This is a genomic window from Streptomyces sp. NPDC020731, from assembly GCF_044334705.1.
Classification (GTDB): domain Bacteria; phylum Actinomycetota; class Actinomycetes; order Streptomycetales; family Streptomycetaceae; genus Streptomyces.
This window is the reverse complement of sequence record NZ_JBIRTN010000002.1, coordinates 168002-186892: the sequence shown is the minus strand read 5'-3', so window position 1 is coordinate 186892 and position 18891 is coordinate 168002. Positions and strand designations below refer to the sequence as shown.

Annotated in this window: 14 protein-coding genes; 5 read left to right on the top strand and 9 right to left on the bottom strand. The window is 70.0% G+C overall.

Annotation, left to right across the window (positions count from 1 at the left end; genetic code table 11):
- Nucleotides 1–10 precede the first annotated feature (10 nt).
- The 3 genes from ACH4VX_RS03550 to ACH4VX_RS03540 all read right to left on the bottom strand — a co-directional run bounded on the left by ACH4VX_RS03550 (nucleotide 11) and on the right by ACH4VX_RS03540 (nucleotide 4055).
- Nucleotides 11–988: an ABC transporter permease gene (locus tag ACH4VX_RS03550; protein ID WP_398365669.1), complete on the bottom strand. Its 978-nt coding sequence runs from the start codon at nucleotides 986–988 to the stop codon at nucleotides 11–13.
- Between the two features lie 113 nt (nucleotides 989–1101).
- A complete protein-coding gene (locus tag ACH4VX_RS03545) occupies nucleotides 1102–2901 on the bottom strand; it encodes an ABC transporter substrate-binding protein (RefSeq protein WP_398365668.1) in 1800 nt (599 codons plus the stop codon).
- Nucleotides 2902–3014: 113 nt separating this feature from the next.
- A complete protein-coding gene (locus ACH4VX_RS03540) occupies nucleotides 3015–4055 on the bottom strand; it encodes an ABC transporter permease (RefSeq protein WP_398365667.1) in 1041 nt (346 codons plus the stop codon).
- Nucleotides 4056–4496: 441 nt separating this feature from the next.
- On the opposite strand from ACH4VX_RS03540, the gene typA reads away from it, so the two are divergent.
- Entirely contained in the window at nucleotides 4497–6404 is a 1908-nt protein-coding gene (gene typA / locus ACH4VX_RS03535; protein WP_398365666.1) for a translational GTPase TypA, read from the top strand.
- Nucleotides 6405–6460: 56 nt separating this feature from the next.
- On the opposite strand, the gene ACH4VX_RS03530 is transcribed toward typA, so the two are convergent.
- Nucleotides 6461–8746 carry an ABC transporter family substrate-binding protein gene (locus ACH4VX_RS03530; protein WP_398365665.1) on the bottom strand — a complete coding sequence of 762 codons (2286 nt, stop codon included), beginning with the start codon at nucleotides 8744–8746 and terminating at the stop codon, nucleotides 6461–6463.
- Nucleotides 8747–9036: 290 nt separating this feature from the next.
- On the opposite strand from ACH4VX_RS03530, the gene ACH4VX_RS03525 reads away from it, so the two are divergent.
- Genes ACH4VX_RS03525 through ACH4VX_RS03510 form a run of 4 tightly spaced genes read left to right on the top strand, consistent with a single transcriptional unit; the run spans nucleotide 9037 to nucleotide 12921 of the window.
- A complete protein-coding gene (locus tag ACH4VX_RS03525; RefSeq protein WP_398365664.1) occupies nucleotides 9037–9327 on the top strand; it encodes a hypothetical protein in 291 nt (96 codons plus the stop codon).
- Nucleotides 9328–9373: 46 nt separating this feature from the next.
- Nucleotides 9374–10210 (top strand): hypothetical protein, encoded by an 837-nt coding sequence (locus ACH4VX_RS03520; protein WP_398365663.1) that lies wholly within the window; start codon nucleotides 9374–9376, stop codon nucleotides 10208–10210.
- A 15-nt stretch (nucleotides 10211–10225) separates the two neighbouring features.
- Nucleotides 10226–12160, top strand: a complete 1935-nt coding sequence (locus ACH4VX_RS03515; protein WP_398365662.1) for a fumarate reductase/succinate dehydrogenase flavoprotein subunit — start codon at nucleotides 10226–10228, stop codon at nucleotides 12158–12160.
- Nucleotides 12157–12921 (top strand): succinate dehydrogenase/fumarate reductase iron-sulfur subunit, encoded by a 765-nt coding sequence (locus ACH4VX_RS03510; protein WP_398365661.1) that lies wholly within the window; start codon nucleotides 12157–12159, stop codon nucleotides 12919–12921. The genes ACH4VX_RS03515 and ACH4VX_RS03510 overlap by 4 nt, the downstream gene beginning before the upstream one ends.
- 9 nt (nucleotides 12922–12930) lie before the next feature.
- On the opposite strand, the gene ACH4VX_RS03505 is transcribed toward ACH4VX_RS03510, so the two are convergent.
- The 5 genes from ACH4VX_RS03505 to ACH4VX_RS03485 all read right to left on the bottom strand — a co-directional run bounded on the left by ACH4VX_RS03505 (nucleotide 12931) and on the right by ACH4VX_RS03485 (nucleotide 18878).
- On the bottom strand, nucleotides 12931–14190 hold the full coding sequence (locus ACH4VX_RS03505) for a hypothetical protein (protein WP_398365660.1): 1260 nt from the start codon (nucleotides 14188–14190) through the stop codon (nucleotides 12931–12933).
- A gap of 90 nt (nucleotides 14191–14280) precedes the next feature.
- Nucleotides 14281–14841 carry a GNAT family N-acetyltransferase gene (locus ACH4VX_RS03500; protein WP_398365659.1) on the bottom strand — a complete coding sequence of 187 codons (561 nt, stop codon included), beginning with the start codon at nucleotides 14839–14841 and terminating at the stop codon, nucleotides 14281–14283.
- 32 nt (nucleotides 14842–14873) lie between these two features.
- Nucleotides 14874–17525, bottom strand: a complete 2652-nt coding sequence (locus ACH4VX_RS03495) for a SpoIIE family protein phosphatase (RefSeq protein ID WP_398365658.1) — start codon at nucleotides 17523–17525, stop codon at nucleotides 14874–14876.
- Nucleotides 17526–17791: 266 nt separating this feature from the next.
- Entirely contained in the window at nucleotides 17792–18220 is a 429-nt protein-coding gene (locus ACH4VX_RS03490; protein WP_398365657.1) for an ATP-binding protein, read from the bottom strand.
- A 232-nt stretch (nucleotides 18221–18452) separates the two neighbouring features.
- Complete coding sequence (locus ACH4VX_RS03485; protein ID WP_398365656.1) at nucleotides 18453–18878, bottom strand: (deoxy)nucleoside triphosphate pyrophosphohydrolase; 426 nt, start codon at nucleotides 18876–18878, stop codon at nucleotides 18453–18455.
- Nucleotides 18879–18891 lie beyond the last annotated feature (13 nt).

Genomic DNA, 18891 nt, shown 5'->3' with positions numbered 1-18891 from the left:
GGTGATTCTCCTAGGACAGACGCACGCGCGGGTCGATGACGGCGTACAGGGCGTCCACGATCAGGTTGAAGAAGATGATGAGCGCGGCGCTGACCAGCATGACGCCCATCAGCATCGGCAGGTCCTTGTCGATGACGGACGACAGCGCGAGCCGGCCAAGACCGGCCAGACCGAACGTCAGCTCCGTCACCATGCCGCCCGACAGCAGCGAGGACAGGTCGATGCCGAGGATGGTGATGATGGGGATGAGGGAGCCGCGCCAGGCGTAACGGAAGAAGACGAAGTTGCCCGACATGCCCTTGGCGCGGGCCGCCTTGACGTGCTCCTCCTGGAGTTGCTCGATCATCGAGGACCGGCTCATACGAGTGTAGTTGGCGGTGAAGATGGTCGCCATGACGACCCAGGGGATCAGCAGGCCCATGAACCAGCCGCCGAGGTCCTCGGAGAAGGGCACGTACTTCGGCTTGTCGAGCCAGCCGGTGCTGTAGACCAGGCCGAGCAGCACCAGCGGGCCGAGGAAGTAGATCTGCATCGAGCTGATGACCAGCGAACCGGAGCTGAAGCTCTTGTCCACCCAGGTGCCGCGGTACTTCGCGGCGAGCATGCCGGCGCCGAGGCCGACGATGAGGAAGACCAGGAGGCTGCCGACGGTCAGCGAGAGCGTCAGCGGGAAGCGGTCGAGGATGGTGTCCCAGACGTTCTGGTTGTTGGCGAAGGAGACACCGAAGCAGGGGGCGTCGCAGTGACCGACGGCGAAGTCACGGCCGGCGAAGATGCCGATCAGGAAGTTCCAGTACTGGACGGTGACCGGCTGGTCGAGGCCGAGGTTCTTGTGGATGATCTCCAGCGCGTCCGGAGTGCAGTTCTTGCCACAGGCCAGCAGCGCCGGGTCCTGCGGGATCGCGAAGAACATGAAGAAGGTGAACGCACTGATCAACACCAGGATCAGCGCCGCGCCGAATGTCCGGCGAATGAGGAATGGAAGCATGGCAGGAAGCTGCTCTCAAGACGGCGGCGATTCGGAGGGGAAGTCTGGAGACGTCCGGGACCCGGTGGGGGGCGCTCCGCCGCGCGCCCACCACCGGGATCCCGGGCCGGCGATTACTTCTTGAGGAAGACCCGGGTGACGTCCACGTAGCTCGAGTCGGAGCTGTAGCGGATGCCGCCGATGTTCGAACCGAAGATCTGGAAGACCTTGGTGTAGTAGATCGGGGCGGCCGGGTTGACTTCCTTGGCGATGTACTCGCTCAGCTCGGTCCACGCCTTGGTGGCCTCGGCCGTGTCGGTGATCTTCAGGATGCGCTGGATCTCCGAGTTGACGTGGTCGTCGTTGATGTGCGAGTAGTTCGACGAACCGTCCTGGATCTGCGTGCCGTCGTAGAGCGGCGGGACGACCGTGGAGGCGGACGGCCAGTCCTGGCCCCAGCCGGTCATGTACAGGTCGTAGCTGTTCTTGACCTTGCCGACCTGCTCGTACCAGGTGGCGCTGTCGATCTCCTTCTTCTGGATGTCGAGACCGATCTTCTCCAGGGCGTCGGTGATCAGGACGGCCTGCTGCTGACGGACCGGCGTGTTGGCGTAGGCGTAGACGAGGCTCTTGCCCTCGAAGCCGCCTTCCTTGATCAGCTTCTTGGCGGCCTCGATGTCACCGTTGGGCTTCTTCGAGCGGTTGAACGGGTCGAAGGCCTCGTTGTAACCCGGAGTCGTGGGCGACGTCAGCGAGTTGGCGACCTCACCGCCGTAGGCACCGCCGTCGGCCTTGAAGACCGAGGTGGAGGGCATCGCGAGGGCGATGGCGTCACGGAGCTTCTTGTCCTTGACGCGGTCCATGTTGAAGTTCAGCTGCCACACGTAGGGCGCGTAGCCCTGGATCGTGCGCTTCATGGCCTCCTTGTTGCTCACCACCTTCTGGAGCTGGGTGGTGGCGACCTGGCCCGTGAACATCATCGCGTTCTTGGCCTCGCCCTGGTCGGCCAGGAGCGTCTTGGTCTGGTCCTCGTCGTCGTGGTTCATCGAGATGTCGAAGCCGTCGACGTACTGGTGGCGCACGGAGTCGGACTTCGCGTCCCACTCGGTGTTCTTGACCAGCTTCATGGACTTGCCGGGCTTGAAGTCGGCGATCTTGTACGGACCCGTGGCGACCGGGTCGGTGTCGTACTTCTCCTTGGTGTCCGTCTCCTCCGGGACGACGCTGTAACCGGGCATGGTCAGCATCTGCGCGAGGTCGGGCTGCGCGTCCTTGAAGTGGAAGATGACCGTCTTGTCGTCCGGCGTCTCCAGGACGTCGTCCGGCAGGTGCTTCTTCTTGAACGGACCCTCGTACGCGTCGCGGTAGGTGGTGCCGGCGCCGGACAGCCACTGCTGCAGGTAGGTCGGACCGTCGGTGATGAACGAGGAGTACAGGCGCTCGATCGTGTGGCGGATGTCCGCCGAGTTGATCGGGTTGCCGTTCTCGTCCTTCAGGTCGTCCTTCAGGGTGTAGGTCCAGGTCTTGCCGCCGTCCGAGACCTTGCCCGCGTCGGTGGCGAGGTCGCCCACGACGGTCAGGTTGCCCTGGTCGTCCTCGGAGTACTGGGTCAGACCGCGGTAGATGAGGCGGCTGAGCAGCTTGCCGTCCGAGACGTAGATCTGGCCCGGGTCCAGGTGGGAGAAGTCGTCCTCCTGGTAGACGGCCATGGTGCCGCCCGGCTTGGCGCCCGGAATCTCGGGGGCCGGACCGGTCGACGCCTTGACGTCACCGATCTGCACCGGCTTCGACTGCGACTTGGCGTCCTCTTTTTTCTTGCTGTTGTCCTTGGCCGAGGAGTCGCTGTCGCCGCCACCGCAAGCGGTGAGGGTCAGGGCGCCGGCTGCGACCGCGACAATCGCGGCCGTGGCGGCACGGTTACGGAAGATGCTCATGGGGACGGATCCACCTGCCTGTAGTAGTGAGCACTGCTGGTACGTGGCCGGAGCCGGGCCGTGGGGCGCCGGGGACCGGCCGGGCGAGACTGTGGGGGGATTTCCCCTGTGACTCAGCGCCCCGTCTTGGGATCGAAGGCGTCCCGCACCGAGTCACCGAGGAGGTTGAAGGCCACGACGAAGATCACCATGGCCACTCCGGGGAAGAGCATGTAGTACGGGTCCTGCTCCACGGTGTTGGCACCGATGGCGAACATCCGCCCCCAGTCCGGCGTGGGCTCGACGTACCCCACGCCGACGAAGGAGAGGAACGCGATGCTGAGGATGGTGGCGGGCAGCATGAGCGTCGCCTGCACCAGCGTCGGCGTGACGATGTTGGGCAGCAGCTCCTTGCGGATGATGCGCCAGGGCGAGGCCCCGGAGATCCGCGCCGCTTCGATGAACTCCCGGTCGCGCAGGGAGAGCGCGGCACCTCGGACGATCCGCGCCATGCTCATCCAGCCCAGGAAGGACAGGACGATGATGATCGCGGAGGTGCGCACGTAGGTGGGCGTCTCCTTGTCCGGGGCGACGAACACCGTGGTGATGACCGGCATCGCGGCGACGAAGAACAGCTGGCTGGGCAGGGCCATGAAGAAGTCGGTCATCCGGCCGAGCCAGTAGTCGATCTTCCCGCCGAAGTAGCCGCCGGCGAGGCCGATCAGTACGCCGATCACCGTCATCAGGAGCGTCGCGACCAGCGCCGTGGCGAGCGAGGTCCGGATGCCGTACAGCAGCTGCGTGAACACGTCACGGCCCAGGCCGGGCTCGACGCCGAACCAGTACTCCCCGTCGATGCCGCCGAAGGCCTTCGCCGGCATGGTGAACATGTCGAGAAGTTCCGGATTGTCCTGCCCGTAGAGGGTGTACGGGTCCTTGCCGTACACCTTCGAGATCAGCGGGGCGCACGCGGCGACCACGAAGAAGAAAATCACCACGCACGCGGAGACGACTCCGGTACGGTCGCGCTTGAAGCGCTGCCACATCAACTGGCCGGGGGAACGACCCTCGGGCTGCTTTTCACCCTTGGCGACCGTTTTTTCGGTGGTCGCCGCGAGCTCAGGGTCCAAGACAGCCGCGGACCCGGAGTCCTCGGCCTTGATTGGACTGGTCATCGTGTTCGTCCCCCGGGGGGTTGGAGAGTTGAGCGCAGCACAGATACCGGCAGGTTCTGTGGTTTGGGGGAACTTTCGCCAAGACAGTCAACGCGCGTCAAGGGCGGAAGGCATAGGGATCTCCCTACCGTTCATATTTTGAGCGAAAATTGCAAAGATTGACACCTACACGCGCTTGACACCTCTGAAGAGAAACCGGCAATTCGGACAATTAGGTGCACCTTTTTCTTTACATGTCCGAAACGCGTTCGCGCGCATACCGATATGCGAACAGATCTTCGCGGTCCTCACAAGTCCCAGGGGCCCCACGGGCTCGCGAGGGCGGACCTCGCTGCGGCCCCGTACCATGGGGGGAGGCCGAGGCATGTTCAGCCCGGCAGGGCCCGCACACCACAGACGCTCGTGCGGGGCATTCCTCAGCACTCCGGGAGTACGCCTTATATGGCCACGCGCCACGACATCCGCAACGTCGCCATCGTCGCCCACGTCGACCACGGCAAGACCACCATCGTCGACGGCATGCTCAAGCAGGCCGGCGCCTTCGCCGCGCACCAGCTCGACCAGGTCGACGACCGCATGATGGACTCGAACGACCTGGAGCGTGAGAAGGGCATCACGATCCTCGCCAAGAACACGGCGGTGAAGTACCACCCCAAGGACGGCGGGGAGCCCATCACGATCAACATCATCGACACCCCCGGCCACGCCGACTTCGGCGGCGAGGTCGAGCGCGGACTGTCGATGGTCGACGGTGTGGTGCTGCTGGTGGACGCCTCCGAGGGCCCGCTGCCGCAGACCCGCTTCGTGCTGCGCAAGGCGCTCCAGCAGCGGCTGCCGATCATCCTCTGCATCAACAAGACGGACCGTCCGGACGCCCGGATCGACGAGGTCGTCAACGAGACCTACGACCTCTTCCTCGACCTGGACGCCGACGAGGAGCAGATCGAGTTCCCGATCGTCTACGCCTGCGGCCGGGACGGCGTGGCCTCCCTGACCAAGCCGGAGGACGGCACGGTCCCGGGCGACTCCACCAGCCTGGAGCCGTTCTTCTCGACGATCCTGGACTACATCCCGGCGCCCACCTACGACGAGGACGCCCCGCTCCAGGCCCACGTCACCAACCTCGACGCCGACAACTTCCTCGGCCGCATCGCCCTGCTCCGCGTCCACCAGGGCGAGCTGAAGAAGGGCCAGACGGTCGCCTGGATGAAGCGCGACGGCACCGTCTCCAACGTGCGCATCTCCGAGCTGATGATGACCGAGGCGCTCACCCGCAAGCCCGCCGAGAAGGCCGGCCCCGGTGACATCTGCGCCGTCGCCGGCATCCCGGAGATCATGATCGGCGAGACCCTCGCGGACACCGAGAACCCCGTCCCGCTGCCGCTGATCACGGTGGACGAGCCGGCGATCTCCATGACCATCGGCACCAACACCTCCCCGCTGGTCGGCCGCGGCGCCACCGGCAAGGGCGCGGACAACAAGGCGGTCGTCAAGGACCGCAAGGTCACCGCCCGCCAGGTCAAGGACCGCCTGGACCGCGAGCTGATCGGCAACGTCTCGCTCCGTGTCCTGGACACCGAGCGTCCGGACGCCTGGGAGGTGCAGGGCCGCGGTGAGCTGGCGCTGGCCATCCTGGTCGAGCAGATGCGCCGTGAGGGCTTCGAGCTGACCATCGGCAAGCCGCAGGTCGTCACCAAGGAGGTCGACGGCAAGACGTACGAGCCCGTCGAGCGCATGACGATCGACGTGCCCGAGGAGCACATGGGCGCGGTCACGCAGCTGATGGGTGTGCGGAAGGGCCGGATGGACAACATGTCCAACCACGGCTCGGGCTGGGTCCGCATGGAGTTCGTGGTTCCGTCCCGCGGTCTGATCGGTTTCCGGACGGAGTTCCTGACCCAGACCCGCGGCACCGGTATCGCCCACTCCATCCACGAGGGCCACGAGCCCTGGTTCGGCACCCTGACGACCCGCAACAACGGCTCGCTGGTCGCCGACCGCTCCGGTGCCGTCACCGCGTTCGCGATGACCAACCTCCAGGAGCGCGGCGTGCTCTTCACGGACCCGGGCACCGAGGTGTACGAGGGCATGATCGTCGGCGAGAACTCCCGCGCCGACGACATGGACGTCAACATCACCAAGGAGAAGAAGCTCACCAACATGCGGTCGTCCTCGGCCGACTCGTTCGAGGCGATCGTCCCGCCGCGCAAGCTGTCGCTGGAGCAGTCCCTGGAGTTCTGCCGCGACGACGAGTGCGTGGAGGTCACCCCGGAGGCGGTCCGCATCCGCAAGGTGAACCTGGACGCCCGCGAGCGCGCCCGCGCCGCGAGCCGCGCCAAGCACGGCTGACACACACGTGAGCGGCACGTCCCCGGCGGGGGGCGTGCCGCTCACGCGTGTGCGCGTCAGTCCCGGGGCGACGCCCCGGCGCTCTTCGCGCCCGGGGTGCCCGTCGCCCCCTGCGCGGACTTCTTCAGGAAGCCCATGTCCTCGTACACCGGCGTCCGGAAACCGAACGCGCCGGCGTTGGCCAGGTCCTTGCGGGCGGCGGTGAGCTGGGGGCGCTGGTAGAGGGGGATGGAGCCGGCCGCCGCCCAGATGCGGGAGTCGGCCTTGCGGAGCAGGGCGCGGCGCTCGGAGTCGTCGAGGGTGGTGACGGCCTGGTCGAAGAGCTGGTCGACCTGGTCGGTGCCGACGCGGGTGTAGTTCTGCTCCACGTTCAGGGAGCCGTCGGCGGCCGGGACCGGTTTGGCGTAGACGGGGCGGGCGTCGGTGGCGGGGTAGGCGGTCGCGGGCCAGGAGTACAGGGCGAGGTCGTACTCGCCGGACGCGATGTGGTCCTTGAAGTAGCTCTCGTCGTCGACCCTGGAGATCTTCGTGCCGATGCCGATCCGCTCCAGCATCTTCGAGATCCGGCCGGCCACGGTGCGCAGCGTGTCCGAGCCCGGTCCCGAGGGCAGGACGAAGCGGAGGGTGAGCGCCTTGCCGTCCTTGGCGACGCGGGCGCTTTGGGCGCGGGCCGGAGCCGCGGTGCCCCTGGGCGCGTAGGCGCCGGGGGCGCCGCCCTGCTTCAGGTGCCTGGTGCCGGTGCCGGAGTCCCGCGGGGCCTTGTCGTCGTCCCCGCTGTTCCCGCCGTCTCCGTTGTCCCCGCTCTCCCTGCTCTTCCCGTCGTCTCCGCTCTTCCCGTCGTCTCCGCTCTCCCCGCTCTTCCCGTCGTCCCCGTCGCTTCCGTCGTCCTCGCCGACGATGTACGTGCCGTCGTCGCCGCCCTCGGACTCGCTGCCTGCGTCCCCCTCCGGGCCGGCCGCCTTCTCCTCCTCGTCCTTCTCCTTCTTCACCGGCCCGCCCGGCACCCAGCCGGCGTCCGCGAGCAGCGCCCGTGCCTCCTTGGCGTCCTGCTCGCCGAGGGCTCCGCTGTTGTCGGCGTAGGCGGCCTGGCCGGACAGCGCGAGGTGGCTGCCGAGGGGCTCGGCGGGCAGGCCGAGCGGTTTCAGGACCGTCTCGGCGAGGGCCTCGCGGTCCAGCGCCCGGGCCACGGCACGGCGGACCCGCTCGTCGGCGAGGGGGCCGTCGGCGCCGTTGAGGGCGAGCTGGGTGTAGGCGGGCTCCAGTGACGCGCGCACCTCGAAGCCGCCGAGGGCCTTCTGCCGGCGGGCGTACTTCGCCGCCTTCTCGCGCAGCTTCTCGCGGGCGGAGATCTCCTCGTCGGCGGCCTCCTCGTCGGAGCCGTTGGCGATGGCCCAGGAGCGCAGCGCGTCCGCGGCGGACCGGTTCGCGCCGGGGCCCGCCAGAGGGCTGCTCCCGCTCCGCGGAAGCGCGGCGGCGGTGATGCGGCGGACGGCGGCCGGGTCGATCTCGGCCAGGTCGACGGTGCCGGCGCCGAGCGCGGAGATCCGCTTGTCGTGGGGCACGGCCCGCAGCACGATCCTGGAGAGCCTCGCCGGGTCACCCCACCAGCGCGCGTTGCGGGTGAGGGTGACCTCGTCCGCCCCGGTGTCGACCTTCCGCACCGTGAAGGGCCCGGCGGTGACCTTCAGCTTCTTGCGGGCCCCGTCGTTGAAGGCGTCCGGGGTGCCCATGACCTCCTTCGGGTACAGCGGCGTGAACAGGGACTTCCAGTCGGCGTAGGGACGGCTGAAGGTGACCTTGACCTCGAGGTCGTTCCTCCCCCGCTCGACCTTCTCGATGCGGTCGTAGCCGGCGTTGCGGGCGGTCCAGTAGGCGGTGTCCTTGCCGGACAGGGCGCGCCACTGGGCGGCGAAGTCGGCGGCGCCGATCTCGCGGCCGTCGCTCCAGACGGCCTGCTGGCCGAGCCGGTAGAGGACCACCTGTTTGGGCTCGGTGTCGACGACCTCGGCGGACTCCAGGTAGTCGGGGTTGCGCACCGGCCGGCCCCGGCCGTCCATCCGGTACATCGACGGCAGGACGGCCTGGGCGATCCGGGTGGTGGTGGCGTCGGCGTCCGACTGGAACGTGTTCAGGGTGTCCGGGACGGTGTCCACGGCCCAGCGCAGGGTGCCCCCGTCGGCGATCCGGGACCGGTCGGCGCGTGCGATGTCCGCTCCCGCGAGAGGCTTGCCCGCCGGGTCGTCCGAGCCGCATCCGGCCAGCGCGGGTACCGCGAGCATGCCGGCGGTGAGGAAGGCGACCGGGCGCAGAGCCGCGCGCGGGCCGACGCCGTCGTGGGACATCTCTGGGTACCTCCGGGAAGCCGCGGGCGTTACGATCACTTTTGGTGGTATTTGGAGCTCATCCGATGTATGCGGCCCACTGAAGAGGAAAGGGTTCGGCAACTCGGGGCGACACGGCGACCACGGGCGGCAAGCCCACCCGTGCGGCGCAAAGCACCGTCCGGTGCACCCGTGCGCCTCGGCCAATCGATGCACATCCCTTCACAGCGCAAGGTGTGACGCGCAACACTCGCAGGCGCATGAACGTTGCCGCCTTGGGCCAGAGGGACCCGTGGAAGTGAGGGCAAGTCATGTCCGTGCACGACGAACTGACATCGGTCCAGCGCTGTCTCGACGACCTGATCCGGTCGGTGGGGCGCCTGGAGAAGCAGCTGGGCGGCGGCGGCCTGGAGATGCGCCGCGTCCGCGCCGACACCAATCACCTGCGCGAGAGCGTCGCGCTGCTGCGGGAGACGGCCGTCGCCGCGGCCCCGCAGAGACGGCCCGATCTCGTGACCATCTCCGACACGCCGTACGACCCCTCGCTGTGGGTGGACACGGACGACGAGGGTCTCGGCGCCCGCGACCGTCGTGCCCCCTGACCCCCCGCCGATCGCGGAGCCCCCCGACCCCTACCGGAGTGGACAAGTGGCCACTGGCACGGAACCTCCTGCCACAGAACCCCATCCCCGAAGCGGCGGCGTGAGAACCGCTGCGCGCGCCGCGATCGCCGCCCCGCACCTGCGGACCGACCGCTGGTGGCTGGCCCCGGCCGCCACCGCGGCCGGACTGCTCGCCTTCATCGTCTACTCGACGTGGCGGGCCTTCTCGAACGCCGACTACTACGCGGCGCCGTACGTCTCGCCGTTCTACTCCCCGTGCCTCGCGGAGAACTGCGAGCCGATGCGGTCCGGGCCGAACTGGGAGCTGTTCGGCAGTTGGTGGGGCATCTCGCCGGCGATCATCATCCTGATCTTCCCGCTCGGCTTCCGGCTGACCTGCTACTACTACCGCAAGGCCTACTACCGGGGCTTCTGGGCGTCCCCGCCGGCCTGCGCGGTGGCCGAGCCGCACGGGAAGTACACCGGCGAGACCCGCTTCCCGCTGATCCTGCAGAACATCCACCGGTACTTCTTCTACGCGGCGATCCCGGTCGCCGGCATCCTGACCTACGACACCGTGCTCGCCTTCCGCGACGAGCACTACGCGTGGGGTCACATGGGTCTGGGCACCCTGGTGTTCCTGGTCAACATCGCGCTGATCTGGGCGTACACCATCTCCTGCCACTCCTGCCGGCACATCGTCGGCGGGAAGCTGAAGCACTTCTCCAGGCATCCGGTGCGCTACCGGATGTGGCAGTGGGTGGGCCGGCTGAACGCCCGGCACATGCAGCTCGCCTGGGCGTCGCTGCTGAGCGTGGCGCTCGCCGACCTCTACGTGTACCTCGTCGCGTCCGGTGTCTTCGACGATCCGCGCTTCTTCTAGCTGGGGGCCTTACCTATGTCCGTGGTCGACCGACAGGAGTGGGACGTCGTCGTGGTCGGGGCCGGTGGCGCGGGCCTGCGCGCCGCCGTCGAGGCGCGCGAGCGGGGCGCCCGTACGGCCGTGATCTGCAAGTCGCTGTTCGGCAAGGCGCACACCGTGATGGCCGAGGGCGGCATCGCGGCGGCGATGGGCAACGCCAACGCCGGGGACAACTGGAAGGTCCACTTCCGCGACACCATGCGCGGCGGGAAGTTCCTCAACCAGTGGCGGATGGCCGAGCTGCACGCCCAGGAGGCGCCGCAGCGGGTGTGGGAGCTGGAGACCTGGGGCGCGCTGTTCGACCGGACGAAGGACGGCCGGATCTCGCAGCGCAACTTCGGCGGCCACGAGTACCCGCGCCTGGCCCACGTCGGCGACCGTACGGGCCTCGAGCTGATCCGCACCCTCCAGCAGAAGATCGTCGCGCTCCAGCAGGAGGACTTCCGGGAGAGTGGGGACCACGAGTCCCGGCTGAAGGTCTTCCAGGAGTGCACGGTCACGCGCGTGCTCAAGGACGGGAAGCAGGTCAGCGGGGTCTTCGGCTACGAACGGGAGTCCGGGCGCTTCTTCGTCCTGGAGGCGCCCGCCGTGGTGATCGCGACCGGCGGGATCGGCAAGTCGTTCAAGGTGACGTCGAACTCGTGGGAGTACACGGGTGACGGGCACGCGCTGGCGCTGCTGGCCGGGGCGCCGCTGCTGAACATGGAGTTCGTGCAGTTCCACCCGACCGGGATGGTCTGGCCGCCGTCGGTGAAGGGCATCCTCGTCACCGAGTCGGTGCGCGGGGACGGCGGGGTGCTGCGCAACTCCGAGGGCAAGCGGTTCATGTTCGACTACATCCCGGACGTCTTCAAGGAGAAGTACGCCGAGTCCGAGGACGAGGGCGACCGCTGGTACGACGACCCGGACCACAACCGGCGCCCGCCCGAACTGCTCCCCCGCGACGAGGTGGCCCGCGCGATCAACGCCGAGGTGAAGGCGGGCCGCGGCTCCCCGCACGGCGGCGTCTTCCTGGACGTGTCCACGCGGATGCCGGCCGACGTCATCAAGCGGCGGCTGCCGTCGATGTACCACCAGTTCAAGGAGCTGGCGGACGTCGACATCACGGCGGAGGCCATGGAGGTCGGGCCGACCTGTCACTACGTGATGGGCGGCATCGCCGTCGACTCCGACTCGGCGGCGGCGCGCGGGGTGCCGGGGCTGTTCGCGGCCGGTGAGGTGGCCGGCGGGATGCACGGCTCCAACCGGCTCGGCGGGAACTCCCTGTCCGACCTGCTGGTGTTCGGACGCCGGGCGGGCCGGCACGCGGCCGAGTACGCGAGCGGAGCGGGGACCGCACGGCCCCGGGTGGACGACGTACAGGTCGGCGCGGCCGCCGCGGAGGCCCTGCGCCCGTTCTCGGCGGAGGGCGGGGAGCCGTCCGAGGGGCCGCCGGAGAACCCGTACACCCTGCACCAGGAGCTCCAGCAGACCATGAACGACCTGGTCGGCATCATCCGCCGCGAGCACGAGATGGAGCGGGCCCTGGAGAAACTCGCCGAGCTGCGGGTACGGGCCCGCCGGGCCGGGGTCGAGGGGCACCGGCAGTTCAACCCCGGCTGGCACCTCGCCCTCGACCTGAGGAACATGCTGCTGGTCAGCGAGTGCGTGGCCCGGGCGGCGCTGGAGCGCACCGAGTCGCGCGGCGGCCACACCCGGGAGGACCACTCCGGGATGGAGCGCGCCTGGCGCAACGTGAATCTGCTGTGCGCGCTCACCGATCCGACGGGCGGTCTCGCGGGCACCGACACGGTGCGCGGCCAGATCGCCCTCACCCGTGAGACCACCGAACCCATCCGCCCCGACCTGCTCGCCCTCTTCGAGAAGGAGGAGCTGGTCAAGTACCTCGCCGAAGAGGAGCTGTACGAGTGAGCAGCTACGAGGCCCGCTTCAAGGTGTGGCGGGGGGACGTGCAGGGCGGCGGCCTGGAGGACTTCACGGTCGAGGTGAACGACGGCGAGGTGGTCCTCGACATCGTCCACCGGCTCCAGGCCACCCAGGCCCCCGATCTCGCCGTGCGCTGGAACTGCAAGGCCGGCAAGTGCGGTTCGTGCTCGGCGGAGATCAACGGGCGCCCCCGGCTGCTGTGCATGACCCGCATGTCGGTGTTCGAGCGGGACGAGACGGTCACCGTGACCCCGCTGCGGGCCTTCCCGGTCATCCGCGACCTGGTGACGGACGTCGGCTTCAACTACACCAAGGCCAGGGAGGTCCCGGCCTTCGTACCGCCGGAGGGGGTCGGTCCGGGCGAGTACCGGATGATGCAGGAGGACGTGGACCGGTCGCAGGAGTTCCGCAAGTGCATCGAGTGCTTCCTGTGCCAGGACACCTGTCATGTGGTCCGCGACCACGAGGAGAACAAGCCGGCGTTCGCCGGGCCGCGCTTCCTGATGCGGATCGCGGAGCTCGACATGCACCCGCTGGACGCGGCCGAGGAGACCGGCCTGGACCGTAAGCGCACGGCCCAGGACGAACACGGCCTCGGCTACTGCAACATCACCAAGTGCTGTACGGAGGTCTGCCCCGAGGGGATCAGGATCACGGACAACGCGCTGATCCCGCTGAAGGAACGGGCGGTGGACCGCAAGTACGACCCGCTGGTGTGGCTGGGGTCGAAGATCAGGAGGCGTTAGGCCCTGTCGTCAGGGGTTCAGCCAGCCCTCCCGGTACTCGTTCCAGTTCGTCTCCGTCGCCGCGAAGTCGATGTACGGGGCGACACCGAAGAGCTCCCGGTCGGCGTCCGTCCGGGAGAGACCGAGGCGGACGCCCCGGACGGCGGCGGCGACGGTCTCGGCGTGGCCCCAGTGGTCGAAGTTGCTCTCGTGGTAGAAGGGCAGGCCCATCAGCAGATGGGTGGTGGGCGGGGTGACCTCCAGGGCGAGGGAGGTCTGCTGGGCCACGTAGCCGCCGTAGGTGCCCTCCAGCGGCTGCGCGGTGTCGTACGACATCACGGCGATCTGGTCGACGCGTCGGGCGACCTGGCCGAAGAACTCCTGCGACCACCACTTGGGATGGTCGGCGAAGAGGCCGGCGACGGAGTGGAGGGCCGGGAGCGGGTCGATCTGGTGGGCGGCCACGGACAGTTGCGCGTCCTCGGCACGGGTGACGGCACGCAGGTCGTCCAGGAGGGAGAGGTAGTCCCGGTCGCCGGAGTGCAGCGGCTCCAGATCGAGGTGGACGCCTTCGTAGCCGACGTCGAGGACCTGACCCGCGCTGCGGACGACGGCGGCGCGGGTGGCGGCGCGTTCCAGGCGCATGCCGTCGGGACCCTCGGTGGCGAGGACGTCACCGAGGAAGGCCTGGACACGGACGCCGGGCAGCTCGCGGTGCACGGCGTCGATCAGCCAGCGGGCCTTGGGGTACAGGGACTCGGGCAGGGTGCCGTCGTGCTCCATCGGTCCGGTGTGGACGTACAGGTCGCGGATGCCGGTGCCGTCGAGCCGGCGGGCCAGCGCGGTGACGTCGGCGTCCTTCTTGCGCCCGTCGACCCAGGCGTGCCCGAGCCAGATGGCGTCCCGGTCGCGGGTGTACGTCCCGTCCGCCGGGTCGCCCATGTAGTTGACGCGCAGGGCGGTTTCGGCGGCGAGGAGGGGGACGACCAGCAGGAGGGCGACCGCGAGGGCGACGCGCCGGGCCCGGCGGACCCAGGGGCTGCGGCGTTTGCCGGACCGCCCGTCGGGGACTGCGGAAGGGTCACCGTCGGCACCCTCGACCGACTCCGACCGGGGAGCCCCACCGCTCGCGTCGCCCGGGGCACTCGCTCCGGCCGGCTCCGGCGGGGAGGCCCCGCCGTCCTTGGCCGCCGGTTCCGCGCGCTCGGGCGCGTCGACGGCCTCCGGCGTCGCTTCCGGGGACGGATCGTCCGCCGCGGCCGCCGGTTCCTGCGGCTCCGTGCGTTCCATGCCGACTTCCCTTCGCCCATCGGCTCCCGCAGGCAACCGCGTCGTTGATGTTGAGAGGGAGGACGAGGGGAACGGATGTTCCGGTTGCGATCATGCGGCGCGGGGCGCCCGCCGTATGTGCCGGTGGCCGTCGAGGGGGAAGGCCGGCGGGGCGGCGGGGAGCACACCGGACAGCACGAAGCCGCTCTTCCCCGCGACGCGGCAGGAGGCCGTGTTGTCGACCTGGTGCAGCAGCTCCAGGCGGGTCAGGCCCTCGTGGGCGAAGGCGGCGAAGGCCCAGTCGGCCAGGGCCGTCAGGGCTCGCGGCGCCACTCCCCGCCCCCGCGCGTGGGCCGCCGTCCAGTAGCCGACCTCGGCCGGGTCGGCAGCCACGGCCGGCCGTTTGAGCACGACATGGCCCACCGGCCGGGCGTCGGACGTCCGCGTCTCCTGCACGGCGAACGCGAGACGTTCGCCGGTCTCCCAGCCGCGCCGCTGCTCGGCCACCCAGCACGCCGCGCTCACCGCGTCGTGCACGGGCGCGCTCGCCCAGCGGCGCATCGCCTCGTCCTCGTAGAGCTCGGCCAGGACGGCCGCGTCCTCCGGCGCCCAGGGGCGCAGGGTGAGCGTGCCTGCCGTCAGGCGTACCGGGGCGGTCGGGTCGGTGTGCATGACGCGAGCGTACGCGGCACGCCGACGGGCCCTCAGAACAGGCTCAGCAGCGCCTCCGCCGGGTCGGTGAGGACGGTGTCCGTGCCGGGGAGGGGGAGCTCGAACCAGACCGTCTTGCCCCGGGGGGTGCGGCGGGAGCCCCAGGCCGCGCTGAGCAGGCCGACCAGCTGGAGGCCGCGGCCGCCCTCGTCGGTGTCGCGGGCGCGGCGGCGGCGGGGCTGGACGAGACCGGAGTCCCAGACCTCGCAGACCAGGGTGCGGTCGAGGAGGAGACGGAGTCTGATCTCCCCCTCGCCGTACCGCAGGGCGTTGGTGACCAGCTCGCTGACCAGGAGCTCCGTGGTGTCGACCAGGGGCTCCATGTCCCAGCTCAGCAGCTGGGCGCGGGCGTACTCGCGGGCGCGGCCCACGCTGCGGGGCTCACGGGGCAGGGTCCAGTCGCCGACGGACCCGGCGGGCAGTCCCTGGACGCGGGCCATCAGCAGGGCGATGTCGTCCTCGCCGTGGTGGGTGTCGAGGGTGCTGAGGACGTGGTCGCAGACGTCCTCCAGGTTCGGGTAGGAGTCGGCGTGCCGTGACGTCGTCGAGGGGTGGGACGGGTCCGTGAGCGCCCCCACGAAGGCCTGGAGGCCCTCGTCGAGGGGGTGGTCGCGGCTTTCGACCAGTCCGTCCGTGTAGAGCGCGAGCAGGGCTCCTTCGGGCAGTTCGACCTCCACCTCCTCGAAGGGTTCGCCGCCTACGCCGAGCGGCATTCCGGGCGGTACGTCCAGCATCAGCGCGGGCTCGCCGGGTTCGACCAGGACGGGCGGCAGGTGGCCCGCGTTGGCGAAGGTGCAGCGCCTGGTCACCGAGTCGTAGACGGCGTAGACGCAGGTCGCCAGGTAGACCTCGGAGAGGTCGGCCTCGCGGGGGCGGCGGGCGGCCCGGGTGGCCTGCTGAACGCCTCCGGGGGCGCCGAGGCCCCGGGCGATCTCGTCCAACTGGGAGAGGACCTCGGCGGGTTCCAGATCGAGCTGGGCCAGGGTCCGTACGGCGGTGCGCAGTTCGCCCATCGCCACGGCCGCGCGCAGACCGCGCCCCATGACGTCGCCGACGACCAGCGCGGTGCGGTGGCCGGGCAGTTCGATGACGTCGAACCAGTCGCCGCCGACCTCGCTGGGCCGGCCCGTCGCCACGTGGCCGGGCAGATAGCGGCAGGCGATGTCGAGACCGGAGGCCTCCGGGTCGCCCGGCGGGAGCAGGGAGCGTTGCAGTATCAACGCGCGTTCGTGCTCACGCCGGTAGAGGCGGGCGTTGTCGATGCAGACGGCGGCGCGCGCGGCCAGTTCGACCGCGAGTTCGCGGTCGCGGTCGCCGAACGGCTCGCTGCCCTTGGTGCGGGCGAACTGGGCGAGTCCCACCACGGTGTCGTGGGCGACCATCGGCACGGCGAGCGTGGACTGCACCAGGCCGCCGTCCTCGCCGGGGACCTTCTGCGGGCGGGCGGTGCGCAGCGCGTCCGCGCAGGGCGAGTTGAACGGGTAGTGGTGGACGGCGCCCAGCTTCACCGGCTCCCCGGTGACGCTGAACGGCGCGTCGGAGACGGCGCTGGCGAAGGCGACGCGACGCACCTCCGCGCTGCCGTCGGCGAGCCCCGGCGGGGTCTCGTCACCGGCCAGCAGCCCCTGGTACAGGTCGACGGTGGCCAGGTCGCAGAAGCCGGGGACGACGACGTCGAGGAGTTCGCGGGCGGTCGTCTCCAGGTCCAGGGAGTTGCCGATCCGGGCGCCCGCCTCGTTGAGGAGGGCGAGATTGCGCCGTGCGGCGGCGGCCTCGCGGGCGGCGGCGCGGCGGGCGGTGATGTCCGTTCCGAGCCAGGAGATGCCGATGGGCCGGCCGCTGCCGCTGTGCACGCGGTAGAGGTTGACGGACCAGTGGCGACGCTCGTCGGAGCCCGGTACGAAGCCCGTGACGTGCATGTCCGTGATGGAGTCACCGGTCTCCAGCACCCGGCGCAGGGTCGCGGCGACCCGGTCGGCCTCGCCGCGCGGCAGATAGTCGTGCACACCCTTGCCGCGGTGGTCGTCGGGGGTGCCGCCGAAGATGGACGCGAACCGCTGGTTGGCGCGGCGTACCCGCAGGTCGGGGTCGATCAGCAGGAAGCCGAACGGAGATTGGCCGAATATGGCCTGCGAGGCGGCGAGATCGGTCTCGATACGGCGCAGGGTGCGGACGTCGACGACGATGCAGACGGCGGCCTTCTCCCCCTCCTCGGTCCGCGTCGGCATGACGTAGACCTCGGCGAGGCCCTCCCGGTCGCGCTCGTCCGCCGCCAGCGAGTCCGGCAGCCGGAAGGGCACCACTCCGGTCCACTCGCGGCCGTCGAGGATCTCGGCCATCTTGCGCTGGCCGCGCTCCCGCCGGACGGGCTCGATGAACGCCTCGATGGGGTCCATGCCGACGGCACGCTCGGCGGGGATGCCGAAGATCTGCTCGGCGCGCAAGCTCCACTGGTCGACCAGCCCGTCCGGGCCGATGGAGAAGGAGGCGACCTTGATGTAGTCGTACATGGAGCCGGGCGGACTGCTCTGCCACATCGCGTCGGCGGACGGAGCGTCGCCGGAGACGAGGCCGTCGCCGGCCCCGCTCCTCGCGCCGCCCGACGAGTCCTCGGACTCCGTGGCCTTCGCTGGTATCTCGCTCACGCGAACCGTCCCCTCCAGCTCACCGCGTCCGGCACCGGTCGCCGGAAGCGGCTGCCCGCAGTATCCAGCACTACGGTGCCGCACAACACGGTGTTCACGATCACAGCACGGTCCCGATGCTTTTCGGTCCGCGCCGTGAGAACACTTCCAGTCTTCTAACCAGCGGACACGTCGTCGAACCCCCCTCTTCGACAACCGCCGCGGTCCTGAACCGGTCACTCGACGGAAGTGGCGGGCGCGTACACCCTGAACGGGCGTGCGATGCCTCATCCCGGTACCGCGAGTTCGAACCACACGGTCTTGCCGGGGGCAGCCGGCCGGGTGCCCCAGCGGCGGGATGCGGAGGCCAGCAACTGCAGCCCGCGTCCCCCCTCGTCCTCGGGCCGGGCGGCGCGTTCGCGCGGGGGCTCGGGGAGCGGGTCGGAGACCTCCACCAGGAGGACACCGCCGAGGTCCGTGGGGCGTGTCAGGCGTACGCCTATGGGGCCGGTGGCGTACCGCAGGGCGTTGGTGACCAGTTCACTGACCAGCAGGGCCGCGAGGTCGCCGACGCTGTCGAGGTCCCAGAGGCGCAGTTGGTCACGGACCGCGGAACGGGCGGCACGCACCGTTCCCGGGTACGCGGAGAAGGTCCAGGCGGCGTGGTCACCGTCGGTGTCGATCACACGGATCACTTCCCCGCCGAGGGAGTCCACCCATGTCCGGTTTCATGGGGTTAATGGGCACATACCCGATATCCCGGACGGAGTACCGCGCTCGACGGCGCATCGTGGCACGAGCGGCGTGGGAAGGCGCCCACGCACCGTCACCCCTGCCTCCACACGCCGGACTCACGCTTCACACGCCCTCCCGGAGACCCAGGGGTGCCGTTCGGATCTCGCCGGGGCCACGGGGTCCGACACCGCCCGGCCGGCTGCGGGGCACCGCTCACCGGAGCCGGCCCGATCCGGACGACACCCCCTGGTGGGTGAGGGTGTCGCGGACCGCGGGCACGTCGTGGTCGAGCCAGTCGACGTCCCAGATCCGGTCGGGGGTGAGCCAGCGCAGCTCGTCGTGGTCCTCGAGGGGCCGGGGGTCGGCGGATCCGGGGCGCAGCCGGGCGGTCCACACCTGCATCACGTACGGCGTCCGCAACGGCCACTCCCCCGGGACGCGCTCTCCGGCCTCGGCGTCGACGCCGAGTTCCTCGCGCAACTCCCGTACGACGGCCGCGTCCGGGGCCTCCCCCGGCTCGACCTTGCCGCCCGGGAGCTCCCAGCGCCCGGCCAGTTCGGCGGGTGCGCTCCGGCGGGCGGCGAGCAGCCGCCCCTCGTGCCACAGGGCCGCACCGACCACCACGATCCGCTCACTCATGCGCCGGAGCCTA

Excerpts from the sequence above, each read along its gene's own strand:
- ACH4VX_RS03550 (WP_398365669.1), bottom strand. The coding sequence starts at position 988 with ATGCTTCCATTCCTCATTCGCCGGACATTCGGCGCGGCGCTGATCCTG.
- ACH4VX_RS03545 (WP_398365668.1), bottom strand. The coding sequence starts at position 2,901 with ATGAGCATCTTCCGTAACCGTGCCGCCACGGCCGCGATTGTCGCGGTC.
- ACH4VX_RS03540 (WP_398365667.1), bottom strand. The coding sequence starts at position 4,055 with ATGACCAGTCCAATCAAGGCCGAGGACTCCGGGTCCGCGGCTGTCTTG.
- typA (WP_398365666.1), top strand. The coding sequence starts at position 4,497 with ATGGCCACGCGCCACGACATCCGCAACGTCGCCATCGTCGCCCACGTC.
- ACH4VX_RS03530 (WP_398365665.1), bottom strand. The coding sequence starts at position 8,746 with ATGTCCCACGACGGCGTCGGCCCGCGCGCGGCTCTGCGCCCGGTCGCC.
- ACH4VX_RS03525 (WP_398365664.1), top strand. The coding sequence starts at position 9,037 with ATGTCCGTGCACGACGAACTGACATCGGTCCAGCGCTGTCTCGACGAC.
- ACH4VX_RS03515 (WP_398365662.1), top strand. The coding sequence starts at position 10,226 with ATGTCCGTGGTCGACCGACAGGAGTGGGACGTCGTCGTGGTCGGGGCC.
- ACH4VX_RS03505 (WP_398365660.1), bottom strand. The coding sequence starts at position 14,190 with ATGGAACGCACGGAGCCGCAGGAACCGGCGGCCGCGGCGGACGATCCG.
- ACH4VX_RS03500 (WP_398365659.1), bottom strand. The coding sequence starts at position 14,841 with ATGCACACCGACCCGACCGCCCCGGTACGCCTGACGGCAGGCACGCTC.
- ACH4VX_RS03485 (WP_398365656.1), bottom strand. The coding sequence starts at position 18,878 with ATGAGTGAGCGGATCGTGGTGGTCGGTGCGGCCCTGTGGCACGAGGGG.